The 14,801-nt window shown below is 67.9% G+C and carries 9 protein-coding genes; all 9 read right to left on the reverse strand.

The features are described from left to right. Positions 1–6 precede the first annotated feature (6 nt). Genes HBF32_RS04320 through HBF32_RS04360 form a run of 9 tightly spaced genes read right to left on the reverse strand, consistent with a single transcriptional unit; the run spans position 7 to position 14,799 of the window. Positions 7–1,338, reverse strand: coding sequence for a DNA/RNA non-specific endonuclease (locus HBF32_RS04320; protein WP_166698386.1), 1,332 nt, complete (start codon positions 1,336–1,338; stop codon positions 7–9). A 13-nt stretch (positions 1,339–1,351) separates the two neighbouring features. After that, positions 1,352–1,546 carry a hypothetical protein gene (locus tag HBF32_RS04325; protein ID WP_166698387.1) on the reverse strand — a complete coding sequence of 65 codons (195 nt, stop codon included), beginning with the start codon at positions 1,544–1,546 and terminating at the stop codon, positions 1,352–1,354. Next, a complete protein-coding gene (locus HBF32_RS04330; RefSeq protein WP_166698388.1) occupies positions 1,543–3,954 on the reverse strand; it encodes a putative Ig domain-containing protein in 2,412 nt (803 codons plus the stop codon). Before HBF32_RS04330 ends, HBF32_RS04325 begins: the two co-directional genes overlap by 4 nt. Next, positions 3,951–5,312 carry an ATP-binding protein gene (locus tag HBF32_RS04335; protein WP_166698389.1) on the reverse strand — a complete coding sequence of 454 codons (1,362 nt, stop codon included), beginning with the start codon at positions 5,310–5,312 and terminating at the stop codon, positions 3,951–3,953. Before HBF32_RS04335 ends, HBF32_RS04330 begins: the two co-directional genes overlap by 4 nt. Continuing rightward, entirely contained in the window at positions 5,296–7,104 is a 1,809-nt protein-coding gene (locus HBF32_RS04340; protein ID WP_166698390.1) for a contractile injection system tape measure protein, read from the reverse strand. Before HBF32_RS04340 ends, HBF32_RS04335 begins: the two co-directional genes overlap by 17 nt. Before the next feature lie 8 nt (positions 7,105–7,112). Next, positions 7,113–9,581: a hypothetical protein gene (locus HBF32_RS04345; RefSeq protein WP_166698391.1), complete on the reverse strand. Its 2,469-nt coding sequence runs from the start codon at positions 9,579–9,581 to the stop codon at positions 7,113–7,115. Further along, the gene (locus HBF32_RS04350; RefSeq protein WP_166698392.1) at positions 9,578–10,384 is read right to left on the reverse strand and encodes a hypothetical protein; all 807 of its coding nucleotides are present in this window, start codon (positions 10,382–10,384) and stop codon (positions 9,578–9,580) included. The genes HBF32_RS04345 and HBF32_RS04350 overlap by 4 nt, the downstream gene beginning before the upstream one ends. After that, the gene (locus tag HBF32_RS04355) at positions 10,381–14,373 is read right to left on the reverse strand and encodes a baseplate J/gp47 family protein (protein ID WP_166698393.1); all 3,993 of its coding nucleotides are present in this window, start codon (positions 14,371–14,373) and stop codon (positions 10,381–10,383) included. Before HBF32_RS04355 ends, HBF32_RS04350 begins: the two co-directional genes overlap by 4 nt. 15 nt (positions 14,374–14,388) lie before the next feature. Further along, entirely contained in the window at positions 14,389–14,799 is a 411-nt protein-coding gene (locus HBF32_RS04360) for a GPW/gp25 family protein (RefSeq protein WP_166698394.1), read from the reverse strand. Between the last annotated feature and the right edge of the window lie 2 nt (positions 14,800–14,801).

Here is a 14,801-nt window from a genome sequence, read left to right on the forward strand (position 1 = left end):
AGCGCATCAGGTATAGAGGCTTGCCCTCGATGTCTCCTCGGATACGTCGGCGGCAAAATCGTTCAGCAAGTCCAGTGGCGCGGTGAACTCTGCGAGCCGCTCATGCTGGGCGAGGAGGTTCCTGCAGCGCTCGAGCAGGGTGGCGCGCAACGCTTCGATGCGCCTCATCGCGGCATCCAGGCCTGTCCTGTCGACTTGCTGGACGCCATCGATATCGTACGTCAGCTTCTCCGTGATGGTTTGCCGCGCCCTGTTCACCAGGGCGAGCGAATCGGCCGTCACATGCTGCGTCTGCCGGACCAGCTCGTCTCCCACGGCTCGATCGGCGATCGCGCCGGTACGGGCGTGCATGTAGTCCACCACTCCCGAGATGGCATCCCTGGGCAATGCGCGTTCTCCGCTGGCGATGCCTTGCAGAGCGGCCGCCTGCACCTCGCCGCTTATGAATGCGCGCATGCCCTGCGACAGTTCGATCTTCGTGATGGAGGTCGCGACCTGATTCGTGAAGTGATCGATCAACGCGCCCAACGACCCCGTGGGTCCCGCGATGTGCGGCGCGTCGCTGTGGAGGGCCCCGAGCGCACTCAAGTCGTTCTGCTTGACCGCGTCGGCGCCAAGGTTCATCGCGGGTTGCGCGGTCCAGTTGGCGATCTGGGTGGACGACCCTGCGCCGGTCCAGTGGTATTCCTGCAGGGAGTACCCGAAGCTCGTCGGCAACAACGTCTCGACAGGGCGGAGGTTGGCGTTGGCGTGGTCGCCGTAATTCGCTGTCACGGTGTATTGGAATAGCCGTTTCTGCGGTTGCTGACGCGCCTCGATGATGGGCGCTTCGATATCGTTCAACGCCGCGGCATTGAAGGTCTTCGTCGCGGGGACGATGTTCGCCGGAACGCCCTCGCCGCCCAGCTTGTGCGCGAGCAGGTGACAACGCTCGTATATTCCCCCGCGCATGTCGTTGATCGCCTGGAGCGCGAAAGTCAGGTTCGTGTTGATCGCGCCGCTGCCTGCCTTGAAGGCACCAAGCCTCGCGCTGCTCGTGGCCGGAACGTTGAAGGCGCCGCGCGTCTGCGTGGTGTAGTTCGCCGTGGAAGCGGGTAGTCCGTAGAGCGATGACACCGGGTTCGCTCCGCTGAAGGCCGGAATGGCGATCTTTCGCTGGATCGGCGCGTTGCCGTCGACAGGCGCCTCCCGCAGCCGGGACAGATGGCTTTCCTGGTGGCGCTGCCTGGGGCTCGTGTCGACCTTTCGCTGGATCGGAGGCGCGGGCAGGCGACCGCCCGCCGAGGCGACCGGCGAGCCGCCCTTGCCGACGCGTTCGTCCTGCACGGCGTCCTTCATGTCCTGGCGCTTTTTACTTGCCGCCCTTGCCCTTCTTCGCCCCCGCTTTTTCCTTCGGCTTTTCTCCCTTCAGCTGCGCGATGTGAGCGGCCTCACCCACCTGTCGCGGGCTATCCGCTGCTTTCCTCTGCACGGGACCTCTCGCATCCGACGCTGCCGCCGCCGGCTCGATCGCACCTTTTGCCTGCTTCACGGGTTCCGCTTTCATGGTTTCTCCACCCTTGGTTTGAGCATGTGATAAGCGATCGTCGCGACCAGCGCGACCAATACCACGGCGAGCAACGCGTTGCCTTGCCGTACCTGCGCCAGTGCCGGATCGCCCAGGAGCAGCAGCCCACCGAGGACCAGGAAGACGATGGCGCCAAGCAACAGGCCGAGCTGGAACGGCAGGCCGACCTGCCGCATCCGGCAGCTCGATTGGTAAACGACGAAGGCGATCAGCCACACCAGGAGGACGGCCTCGGCGAGGATGCGCAAGGGCCAACGGTATTCGCAGACCCATCCTTTCAGGCTTTCGGTGCGCGGGGGACGTGGCAGGAAGCTGCGCCGGACCCGCGCGGCGGCCACGCCGCCGAGGGGCTCGTCCAGGGCGGGGGCCGCCCAGAATCCCGCACCGCCGAAATTATCCGATGCGTACGAAAGGTCTTCGGTAAGATCCTCGCCGGTCGACGCACCCGTGGAAACGATCGGGATCACCCGGCGAAGCAGGATCCGGCACATCTCTTCGGATATGTCCTTGTCGCGATCGATCGTAACAAGGATCTCGCGCATGCTGTTCGCGCTCGGCTGGGTGAGCAGCACCATGTATCGCAGCGAAAGATTCGTGCCGCTCTGTTCCCGCGCGTTCCCGCCGGGCACCTTCCCGCCCCGTGGATCCAGCGCCTCGGCCTGGCCCAGGTACTCCGCCATGCGGCTGGGAGTCCAGATGGCTCCCGTCCCGGTCAGGTCCGTGTCCCGCAGCACGATATTGAGCACGTAGGCGCGCTGACGCCGGCGCAGTTCGGCGACGAGGCCGCGAACCTGCTGGTTGAGGTAGCGCTCGAACGCCGGCCGCAGCGGATCGTCGGCCCCGGGCATCCGATCCAGGTACAGGGTCAGGCCGTTGCCGTAACGTTCCACCCTGGCGAAGCCGGGAACCCACGCATGGACACGCGATGCGAGATCGGAGAGCGGCGTGTCGATGAAGTTCGTCGCCTGGACGGCCAATCGCTCGGCGATGTCCCTGACGTTGTCGTCCGTGGCGTCTTGGAGGAAGCGCCAGTCGTTGTGGTAGAGAGTGTAGTCCAGGGCGGTTTTCTGCCGCTGTGCCTCGCGGATGAAGGCCGTATCCTGTGCCGTCGTCCAGCCGGGTTCCATCAGGTCGCCATTGTCGGCGAACCAGAGCGCGAACACGCTGATGCGCGAAAGCATGCTGAAATCGAGACGGCGAGGCGCGGCGCCGTTGTCCCAGTATGGATAGAACCCGTAAACCTGTCCGCTCAGCGCGCGAACGCAACCGCAGCCGGCGCCGGACCATGACGGCGCGGCGGGCTGGATCAGCGAATGGGACTGCTTCGCCTTCTCGATCAGCAGCGCGTGCATGGACGCGCTCATCAGCCATTGGGGTACCTGTTGCCACGGCAAGTGGCTTGGCGGCACCGAATCGTCGGCGCTGGCCACCTTCGACCAGTCGGGCGGGCAGTCCGAGTCCTTCATGACGGGCGGAGGCTGGTGCTGCCGGTTCGCCGCCGCCACGATCATCTCCCTGGAAAAAGCGCACAGCCTTGTGTCCAGGGCCGCCACGAACAGATCGCGCCCGGGAAATTCGACACCGACCAGCGGCGCGAGCATCCGCTGGAACTGTGCCTTGGCATCCACGTCGACGGTCGGGTCCACGAACTCGTTCCTGGGGACGCTCTTGCCCTCGGCCTTGCCCTCGTCCTTGGCCGTGCCGCCGTCCGCGCCTTCTTCCTTCTCGTCCGCGGGCTCGGGTTCCGCGGCCGGGATGAGGCCGGCGACCTCCGTGACATCGGCGGAACGTCGCTTGAGATCCGCAAGCACGTCCTTGTCCTTGAAGATATCGGGAGTAAGCCTGTACACATCCATCGTCGACTGCGGCGACGACGGCGCGGCGAGCGTCTCGATCAATGGCACGGTCGTGAGCGGCTGGGGAGGAAGCGGCTTGGGCGGCGGCGGCGTTTCCTCCGGCTTCTTCGCGGGCTCCGCCGGACGAGGCGGCCTGGGCCGCGGTTCCGTCCTGGGAGGCGGTGCCGGCCGCGGCGCCATGATCGCAAGCCTGTACGTCTGCTGCGCGATGCAGCCATGTCGATCCCGTACTCCGGCGACGAACACCGCCACCATCGGCAAGGTGGCCGGTGCACCCGCGAGCTCGCCGGCGGCACTGAGGGACATGCCGGGTGGAAGACTCTCCGACCGGTAGGTATACGGCGGCACGCCGCCGGTGGCGCGCAGCGTGTAGCGATAGGGCTGTCCCACGGTGCCGGAAGGCAAGGTCATCACGCTGTCGCCAAGGCGCAACGGCTGCACCTCGGCGCACGTGAGCGCCGACGCGGCCGCCGGCGCGCCGACCAGCAGCGCGAGCAGCATGCCGAGTCCGCGTCGCACGAAGGAACTCATCCCAGGGTCCTCCCTTCCTTGCCGAGCTCCTTCGCCAGGGCCGCGCGCAGATGCGCGGCACCTATCCGGTTGGCACCGGTGCGCGCGGCCTGCAATACGGCAAAGCGCAAGGCGTTGACGATCGCGCCGCCGGAGAGGACGTAGCGCTCAGCCAGGGCCTCCACGTCGACGTCCGGCGCCACGCGGCCCACTTGCGGAAGGAGACTTTGCCAGAGTCGCAGTCGTTGCTCGGCGTCGGGCATCGGGAAATACACCATGGATTGGAAACGGCGGGAGAAGGCTTCGTCGAGGTTCCCGCGCAGGTTGCTGGCGAGGATCACCACGCCGGGGAAATCCTCCACGCGCTGGAGCAGGTACGCGATTTCCTGGTTGGCGTGGCGATCGTTGCTGTTCTGTACCGCGCCGCGCTTGCCGAACAGCGCGTCGGCCTCGTCGAAGAACAGGATCCAGCGCCGGCTCTGCGCCTGGTCGAACACGCGGGCCAGGTTCTTCTCGGTCTCGCCGATGAATTTCGACACCACCATCGACAGGTCGATGCGGTACACGTCCACGCCGGTGCTTTGGCCGAGCAACGTGGCCGAAAGCGTCTTTCCCGTCCCGGGCGGCCCATAAAACAGGCTGCGGTATCCCGGCTTGACCACGCGTGCGAGCCCCCAGTCGCGCATCAGCCGCGGACCGTCGTTCAACCACGTCCGGATCATGTCGATCTCGTCCATCACGTCGGGCGAAAGCACCAGGTCCGACCAGGTCAGGCCGGTGGTCACACGTTTCGCCGGAAACTGGATGTTGTAGTCCGGCTTGTCCGCGACGCCCGTCTGCAGGCGCTGCAGCGATTCCGCACTGACCGTGAGGGCACCGCTCAGCTGCGGCTCGTTGCCGGTTCCCTCGCCGTCCAGCCGCAAGACGTCCCGCGAAACGAGCGGATGGTGCGCGTCGAAGATCCCAAGCAGCGCGATCCGCGACGCCAGCCGGTCTCCCGCGACCAGGAATGCCGCCGTCTCGCCGGTCGGCAGGAAGCCGCCGTGGCGCTGCGCCTTCCAGCCGCCGAATTCGGTGAAGCCACGGTCGAGGTTCTGGTTGCGGACGAAGAGGAGGTCGAGCAGCCCGGGCCGCACATGGGGTGCTATCGCCAGGGCGAGCACGGCGCGCTCGCGGGCTTGCAGGCCGAGATCGGCGATCAGCACGGCCAGCGCGCTTTCCGGCGGCAGGACGGGCGGCGCGGGAGCCGCTTCGAAGCCTTCCGGCTGCTGCTGGAAATGCTGTTCCAGACGAAGGTCGACGATGCGCTCGAGCCATCGCAATTCCTGCTCGAGCGCCGACGCGTGAACCCTGTAGCGATCCTCATCGCCATTCGACATGGATCACCTCCTTCATCCAGGGCAGCCGGATCGTTCCGTACGTCCAGGGAAGCCGGTCGAGCAGCACGTCGAAGGGACTCGGTTGCACCTTCAGCCGCCAATGTTCGCGGTCGAAGGCTTCGTGCTCGACCATGCGCCCGATACGTTGGAGGAAGGTCTGGCGAAGTCCGTGCGGCGATGTCCGGCCCAGCGCCTGCCAATGCGCGACCACGGCGGGCAGCAGGCTGTCGAGGACAGGCAGGAGCGTCCCCAGCGGCGCGGCCGGCGGCACCGGCTCGTCGATCGGCAGGCCGCACAGCAACTTGTTGAGCACCCATTCGTGCTCCTCGCTGCCGGTGTGTCCGTCGCTGAGATACACGAGGCAGTGTACAGCCCGATACTGCGCGGCCCGGTCGACGAAAACGCCATCGCTCGTCAGGCCGACCATGTCGAAGAGTCGCGGCGCATAGTTGGCGAGCAGCACCAGGCCCGCGTTAGCGATGTAGATCGCTTCGTTGTCCGGGTGGTCGTCCGCGGGCGAAACGCTGCCGTCGCTCCGACGGCCGTGCTTGATGTGCGGCCGCTCGTCTCCCCGCTCGGTCGTTCCCCGGCCGGTGCGCGCGATATCGAACACCTGCGCTTCTTCCTCCGTGCCCATGGCATCCAGCGCTTCCTGCCAGACACCGTGCCAGGCGACGTGGTCCTGGGGAACGCGCTTCGTCTCGGCGAGATAGGCCAGACTGTAATCGAACAGGTGGATCTGCAAGGCCGACAGGCCGAGTCCCGCGGTGCGCACGCAGGCGTCGGACTGGTGCAGGAGCGCGAACTGCCGCAGGGACTCCTGCCACGTGCCGGGCAAGGTGTCGGCGAGGTTCGTGTCCTGCGTTTCCGCCCCGTCCGCGGGCGAAGCCACGGCTGCCCTGCCCTCGTCGGCGCGCGTACGACGGGTATCGAGGAGGCGTAGCCGCAGGCCGAGGAAAAGGCTGCGCCGGAGTCCCCCCGCATCCCTCCCCGGCGAAGGCGAGCGGAGACGGAGAGCCCACGCCACGGTTTCGTCCCTCCCGACGACCGTCAACAGGCTGCCGCACAACGCGTCCATGAGCTGGCGTAGCCGGGTCACTCCGAGATGGCTGCTGCGGCTGGTCCACAGCGCATGCAGCCCCGCCACGCGCCATGCCTGCCGCATCTGCGCAAGCTGGTAGGCATTGAGGCGGCCCTGCGCGCGCAAGGGTTCGAGCAGCGCCTCGTCGAGGTCTTCCAGGCCCTGTGCCAATTCGGCGTGGCGCACGGCCAGGAGTGCGTGAAGGCCATGATGCGGCGCGATCTGGCTCAGCCGCCGAACCGCGCGCTCGGGGTGCGGGAGGCGAAGCAAGGCCGACCACAGCCGCGGCCCGGATTGCCGTGCCAGGTGGCTCAGCCACTCGGCCAGCGAGGCGTGGGCGAGCGACGGCATCGACCAGTGCAGTCGCCCGTTCTCGACGTAATAGAGGAAGTTTTCCAGCGCGCGGTATCCTTCCCCGCGCCGTCCGGGCATGCGCTCTTCGTCCTCCTGACGCTGCCGCCGCAACGCCGTGTCGAGCGCGAGTTCCAGATGCCGCTCCCATACGGCGGTGTCCGCATCGGCGGGCAGGTCGCCCAGGTCGATCTCCAGCCGGTCGACGCGCCACACGTGCCCGTGCGACGAAAGGCGATCGAACGACCGCTCGAGCAGGCGCGCCCCGTCGCCGAGGATGAAGTCCCGCAGCCGTTGCTGCGTGGCGACGGCGTGGATCCGGTCGTCGCTGTGGCAGGACCACTCCAGGGTTTCGATCATGTGGCGGCTCACGTCGAACGGTCCGGTTCGGCGGGGGATGCCGGGAGCCCTCGTTGCAGCTCGCGCCATATCTGCCGGCGCAGCGAGCGCGCGCAACGCTCCACGCGCGTGGCACTCGCAGCGGTTTCCGCGGCGTGGGCCAGCCGGTGCGAGCCATAGCTCTGCATGGCTTCGAGCCAGGCCGCATACCGCCGCTCGAAATGGCGCATCGCCCGCGCATCGAGCCATACCGTCTCGACGCGAAGATGCGCCGGGGCATTCAGCGTCAGCGTCTCCAGGGCGACGCGCCGGAAAGACGCATGCTGTCCGCGAGCCGTCCAGGCCGGGAACACGGCCGTCAGTCGATGGGGGTAGAAGTCCACGGGGGGATCGTCTTCGTCCGCTGCCGGCGGACGAAGCAGCATGTGTTCGACAAGATGCATGCCTTCGCATTCCAGCTGCAGGCGGCAGGCGAATTCGTGCAGGCACATCGCGGCTGCCTCGGCCGATGCGCGCGGCGATCGCAGCGGCAACACCCAGCTCGGTCCCTGCTCGTCGCTGCCCAGCCAGAGGGCGGTCGCATCCGCGTGGCGATAGCGCTCGGCATGCACCGCGCTGCGCAACAGGGCGGGAGGCAGCGCGGCCGGATCCAGTGTCGGAAAATACTGTGCCAGCGCTCGCGCGGCACTGGCGAGGCCCGGCCCCATGGCTTCCACCACGCGATGGCGTCCCGGCCCCCAGACGACGGGGGGATGCGCCTCTGCCGGAGCGTCCTGGGTCGCTTCGAGTCGCGCGCTTTCGGCCGCCAGTGCGACACCCGCGCTCTTCATCGGTTTCATCAGCAGGCGGCTGTGGTGGTATTTGAACCCGAGAAGGAGGCTAACCCTCTGTTGCAGGGCGGGCGTGTTGCCGCGTCGCCCGAGCGAGCGCCTGCTGTAGTCGATCCCGCCATGGCGGTCGCGCGTCAGGGTCGCGATGCGCACGAGGAACAGACGCTTCTGTTCGATCAGGTGCGCGCGCCAGCCTTCCGCGCTGAAATACCATCCGAACGGACGGATGCTGCCTTGCCAGCACCCCTCCCCGTACAACGCCAGCTGGTGGTCGAGCACGCGGCCGCGCCGCTCGAGCGCATCGTCGGCGGCCGCGAAGACCTGTTCGCGCAGCCGCTCGCGGTCGGTCGTGTACAGCGCTTCCAGACCGGCGAGCTGCGCGTCGGCAAGTACGTCCCATGCGTAGCTGGCGCGTGGCCGCGGTCGCGTCGTGTAGAGGTCGCGAAGGTAGCGTGTCTGCGCGCCGCCATGGGCCAGCCACTGTTCGAGCAAGGCCACGTAGGCGTGGAACTGGGCGGTCGAGGCGGCGGCGTAGCGCTCGCGGTAGATGTGCGGCAATTGCTTGAGGAGCGACACATAAGGCCGGGGCGGCACGTAGTTCCCCTGTGGGCGGTTCAAGGGCGACCCCGGCATCTCGGGTGCGCTGTCGGCCGTCGCCCGCCCCTGCCCGTTGCGCCGCAGGTCGTCGAGCCGCTGCAGCAGCGCATCCGCCGCGACGGCGATGCGATTGCCGCGCCGGTGGACCGTCCAGTTTTTTATCGCGTCGCGGTGGTCCGGCCAACGCAGGCGCAGTACCCAGCCGTCGCCCCGTCGCGGCAGCGCGTCGCCGGTCCCTGCCAGGCCGTCGGCGTCAAGATCGATGCGGGCGACTTCGAAAACCCCTTCCACCGACAGCGCGATGCGGGCCAGGTCGCCGAAGTAAATCCGGCCGTCGCGGTCCAGCGCGAGGCGCTCGGTCTCGATCCACCCCTGGTGCAGGCGCGGTCCGTCGAGCACATCGGCAAGGGAGACGTCGCTGCCCTCCTCGGCCAGGCGCGTCGACAAGGACAGGCGTTCCGGCGCCGCATCCACATACCTCGCACACCGTTCGACCAGCTCGGCGAGTATCTCTTCCGGCGCGCGCGTTCCCTCGATACCGAGATGGACGTTCAGGGTGCACCAGCGCGGCTGGAGCACGCTGGGCAGACCGTCCAGGTCTTCGCACAGGTTGCGCTGCGCCCAATACGCACGCGCGGCGGCGGCGACGGCATCGTCCGGCGTCGCCACCTCCAGCTGAACCTGCCAGAGGCCGTCGCCGGCATGCGACCGGACATGCGCCTGCAAGGCACCGGGGACGCGGTCGAGCAGCCAGCGCATGTAATCCATGGCGGTGCAAGGACGGCAAGGCAGGATATCCTCGGCCGCGCGGAGCCCGAGCGCGCGGTAGTGGATACGTCCGTCCGGACTGCTCAACAGGTCGGCCAGGGGCTGTCGCGCGCCGAAGATGTCTTCCGTCAGCGCGAAGCAGAACGCATCCAGCAAGGTGACGCCGGGATCGTGGTAGTTGTAATCGGTCCACTGCTCGCCGCTGAGCTCCTGCAACGCCGCGAGCGCACGCGCCCGCAACGCGTCGTACGCCAGGGGATCGTCGACGCGATGTCTTGGGATGACCGCCGCGGGAACGATCACTTGCGCTCTCCGTCCATGTGCGGATCGAACCAGAGCTGGGTGACATGCGCCTTGATCGCGATGCCCTTCCCGTAGTCGCATCCGGTGCGCACCTGCAAGCGATACACCGCGTTGCGGCCATGGGTGCCGTGCCAGCGGAGTTGCAGCCGGTCGCACCGGCGGGAATAGAACGCGTGGGTCGCGTCGATACCCCGCTTGCGATTGAAGAAGTCGAAGATGCCGAGCGTGGGATTGTAGGCATTGAGCGCGACCGCGTGGACGAGGGCGAAATGCCCTTCGCCCTGATGGCCGGCACCGGCGGTCACTTCGAAGGCCTGGCAGCCATCCAGATCGTCGGTGAGGTCTTGCCACTGCCCGTTGGCAAGGAGCGCGACGGCGGGCGAGCGCGCATAGCTTCCGCGTCGCCCCTTGCTGCGCACGATGCCGTCCACGTCGAGCGCCTCCTCCGGCTGGGCGCGTCGGATGCCCACGCGGCCCGAGGGGTCGAGCGTCCATAAGGGGGGCACCGCCTCGGGAGCCGCGTCGCCGGCAGGCGGCTGGTTGGAACGGATGAGCAGCTGGCCTTGTGCGCCGCCGAAGCCGACCGACCACAGCGGCGCGTCCGGGTCCTGGTCGCGAAAGAAGCTCAACAAGGCTTCGTAACCCGCCGCGGCGGAAATCTCGAAACCGCGCTCGACCGACTTGCTGAAGCCCTCGTCGCTCATGTTGAGCATGGAGTCGATCAGGTCGGCGAAGTGCGCCTGCGTGGGCAGGGACCCGTCGGCGAAATAGCTGCGCAGGGATTCGCGGTTGCGGATGGTCATCGTCCCGCACCGCCCATGATGAACGTGCCGCCGATCTCGAGCCTGCCTACGCCGGTCGGCTGTTCGTCGCGGGAGGCGCCCGCACCGGCCAGCTCGATGAGGTGCCTGGGCCTGGGCAGCACCAGGCTCCAGGACTGCGCGGGACGCACCATGCGCACCGGCGCACCGGCGCGCGCACGGCCGGTATCGTAGAGCCGGTACGTATTGTCGTCGCGACGGACGATGTGCAGGAGCGACATCGAGCCGATCGCCTCGACATCGTCCAATCCGCGAAGGTACGCCTCGATGGCCTCGGCACGCACCTCCCAGTCGAAACTGGCCCGGCACCCGTCCTCGTGCCAGGGCGACAGGTATTCCACGACGGCGCGGTTCGCGCGGAACAGGGCGGCGCCCGGATGCGCGCCATTCACCAGCCGGAGCGTGCAGCGCACCTGGATGTATTCGTAGACCGCGTTACGAACGACGATCCGCAATCCGGGCGCGCTGCGCTCGCGCAGGTAGGCCATCATTTCCTCGAGTACCGCCGCATCGAAATGCGGCGCGTCCGTGCTGTGGAACAAGATGCCCCGCTGCGGAGCCGGAACCACCACGACGAGTACTCCTCCGGGGCCGCCGGATACCGCGGCCTGGCCCGCTTCGCCGTTGACGAAACACTTCGCCTTGAAGATGTCCGGAAACGCATCGAGCAGGAGCCGCTCGTAATCCCATGGTGTGCTCGCCCGGTCCTTGTGCCGCAGCCGTTCCGCACTGCGAACGCGCAGCATGCCCGGCGTCTCCGGCTGGGCGATGCCGAACGACGGGCCGATCTGCTGCACGGAGAGAAGGCCTCCGACAGGTTGCAGGGGCGTCCGCACGCTCCCCGGAGCCAGCGGCAACGTCGAGTCTCCCGCGCCGCGCCGGTGGACGCGAGTGGCCGTGATGGCCTGGGTATAGATGCCATAGAGACCGGCAAGGCGTTCGAGGACACCGTCGGCGCTCAGCCGTATCCAGTACAGCCGGCCCGGCCACTGCGGACAGTCGCGCGTCATGCCGGCGGGCAGATCGACAGCGACGATGCCGCTGCGCAGGAAGCCCATGGTGCCGTCCGACAATACCCGCTCGGATTCGAGCTCGCGCCACTCGCCCTCGCTCCAGACGGCCCAGCTCGTCGCCGGCAACGGCGCCTGCCAGCTCTCGGCGGCGCTCTCCGCGCGGAGGCTGAAATACAGGCTCAGGGCGCCGCACGGATCGGTGCCGGACAGCCCTATGTACAGGTTGCCCTGGTGCACGTAACGCGGCAGCAGCGGTACCCCGTCCATCCCCGGCCTCGCGCGGGGCGTGTCGTACCCGAAAGGATGCAGGTGCATCAGCTTTCCGAACGACGAAGGGGTCGTCGCCTTCAGCGAGATCCGTTCGCTGGCCACGTAGTCCAGCGATACCTGGTCGACCGTCGGCGTGTACGGTTCGTTCGGCAACGGCCTCACGAGCCCGGCTCGACGGGATCGCGCGTTGCCGGCCATGGTTTCCGACAGCAGCCGCGGATACAGCGCATGTCCGAACGCCGCCTGCGGACCGGCGAGTTCGAGCCGGAAGAATCCGTTGCGCGTGGACGTGCCGAACGCGAACGGTTCGGGCACCGACGCCTGCGCGCGATGGTAGAGCGAGAGGTCGCTGCCGGGCAGCGAAAGCGTGGCGTCCGGGCTCAGGTGCCGTTCGCCGTGGAACAGGCTCTGCAAGCCTTCTCCGCTTCGCCACTGTCCGTCACGCAGGATCGCGGGTTTGACCTGGAAGCCGGACGCGGACCAGGAACCCGGATAATCGCGGTACCACGCCGCGAAACCTCCCTCCTCGCCCGGCAACCGTCCCCACAGGACATGGAGGCGAAGTTCGCGCAGCGGCTTGCCGGCCAGCTCATCGTTGCCGAACAGACAGTAGTCGCCGACGGCGGGCAAGGGCCCGAAAGGCTGGAAGGGCTTGCCGGCGTCGAGCCGGCCCAGCTGGTTGTAGATCACGAGGCCGCGCACGCCCGCGACATGCGTCGACAGCGTGATGTCGTGCAGTACCACCTGTTCCAGGAGGCTGAATGCATACAGGCGCGTACGCGTCTGCAAGGTCAGCCGCAGCACCGGTTGCTCCGGGCACGCCGTGCCGTGCACGGACGGCTTGCACGACACGACCGGCGGCTGTTCCTGGCCGAGATGAATGGACAACTCGATGCATCCGCCCCAGCCGAAGCCCTCGCTCGTCCGGCGGACGGCAAGCACGTCGCCCGGCACCAGCCAACCGTCGGCAACGCTGAATTCGGCTTGCCAGACACCGCGGAACACCCTGTTGAAGATCAGTTCGCGGTCGGGACCGCCCTGGCCTTCGTCGTGCTCGTGCGGGTAGATCAGGATCAGGGGATCGTCCAGTTCGACGGCCCGTGCATCGCCGCCGCCGAGCAGGCCGGCCGCGCGAGCACGCAAGGCGGCGGTGTCCCGTGGGTGCAACGCTTCGTTGCCGGCTATCAGCCAGGCGGCGAACAGGCGGCCCAGGCAGGCCTTGAACCGGTCCGCGTCGTCCTGCGCGAGACAGGACGCCACGAGATAGCACAGGCGTACGTCGCCCTCGGTACGCGGCGCGCGCCCCCACGCCGCCTCGGCGCGCTGCGCAGCCGGGGATGCCGGCGTCGATCCGAAGGCATCCGCGTGCAGCCGCATCCCGGCGGCATCGAAACGGGCGAAGACGTCCGCCAGCCACGCGGCATCGCGCGCTCCCGCTTCGCGACGCAGCAGCGCGGCGAGGTTGTCGTCGTCGACGGCCGGATGCGACAGGCGAAGCAGCAGCCGCACCCTGCGGTCGCCCTCTTTCAGCGCGAGCATCGGCGACACCAGGGCGAAACCGAGCCTGGCATGTGCCGCGCCGGCCGCCGAGCCCTTGGCCTCGCCGCCCAGGAGCGGCCACCACGACGGCTCCCCGACATAGGCCGCGTCCGGAGACCGCAGCGGAATCTCCTGCGCGAGCGCGCGCGTCGCATAGCCGAACTCCCGTTCCGGCGAGATCAGGGGATCGTGGTCCATGCGCAGGCTGTAAAGCGCGGCGACCTCGTTGTCGGTCACTTCCAGCGCGTGGTCCGAGGCGAACTCGATGCCCTGCCCATGCATGTCCTTGCCACCGACGAAGCGCGTCCCGCGCGGCAGGTACACGGGCGGCGCGTACGTGGCGTCCCTCGTGAAGCGCAGGTAGACGCGCTCCTCCGGTGGGCGCCGCGGGCGCATGCGCAGGATATCGAGGAAATAGAAATCGGTGAGGCGCTCGGGGAAGCGGTTCACCTCCGTCCGCGATGCCTGGAAGATCTCCAGGGCGGCCATGAGCAGGCCCATCGCGGGTTCGTGCTTTCCGTTGGCGAGGCTTGGCGGAAGCTGCGACAACGCGATCGGCTGCAAGCGCGCGAGCGACACGCAAAGGGCGCCCCACAAGCGCCGCAGCAGCGACCTGCGGCTACGGCCGCCCCTCGGCACGCTTCCCCCGCGGTCGGCCACGGCATCCATGCGCCACGCCGGATGCATTTCCCTGGCCGACGGTTCGTCCCATCCGAAAGAGCGGACCGCCTCGTGCAGGAGATCGCGCAGGTTGTTTCCAATGGCCGCCATGGTCGCCTGCAACACATGCACCGCGGTCCGGGTCTCGTGGCGGGCGAGCCAGCGGCACCAGCCGTCGACGCGGGACACCACCTGGCGCACGCGCCACCACAGGTGCCGTTCGTCAGCCCATCCCCAGACCTCCGCAAACGCCTGCTTCGCCTGGTCCAGGGGGAAGGACGCCATATCCGCGAGCACCACGCTCTCGTCGCGAAGGAGCGCGTCGTCCCAGCACCCGGCGGTGCCGCCGTCGCCGGTGGCGAAGCGGACATGGGCCGCATAGCCGAGGATCAGGCGGATGCGCTCGGCCAGGCTGAATTCGTCGGGCACGACATAGCCGCGACGAAGTGCGTCGGCAAGGCGTTCGTCCTGTTGCGTTCCGCTGTTCATGGCTTCCGCGCGCGATCAGGCCCGCACCGGGTGGGTGGCCTGGTGCAGATAGAAGGGATACACGAGGTTGTGCCGGCTGTTGGTGCCGCGCACCGTGTAGTCGAGGGCGATCTCCAGCTTGCCGTTGAGCGGGTCGACCAGCTGCGCTTCGATGCGGTTCAGCACGATCCGCGGCTCGTAGAACAGGATGGCCTTGCGCATGAGCTCCTTGATCTCGGTGACGGTCTGTTCGTTCGCCTCCTCGAACACCATGCGGCGCAGGTCGCAGCCGTAGTTCGGCAACATGACCCGCTCCCCGGGGTTCGTCGAGAAAAGGATGTGCAGGCTTTCGGCGATGTCGGTCTCGTCCGCCACCATCACCGCTTCCTTGGTGCGCGGGTCGAACCGCGGCGGAAAACTCCAGCCCCTCCCCAGGAAGCTCGACATGT

The organism is Luteibacter yeojuensis (genome assembly GCF_011742875.1).
Classification (GTDB): Bacteria; Pseudomonadota; Gammaproteobacteria; order Xanthomonadales; family Rhodanobacteraceae; genus Luteibacter; species Luteibacter yeojuensis.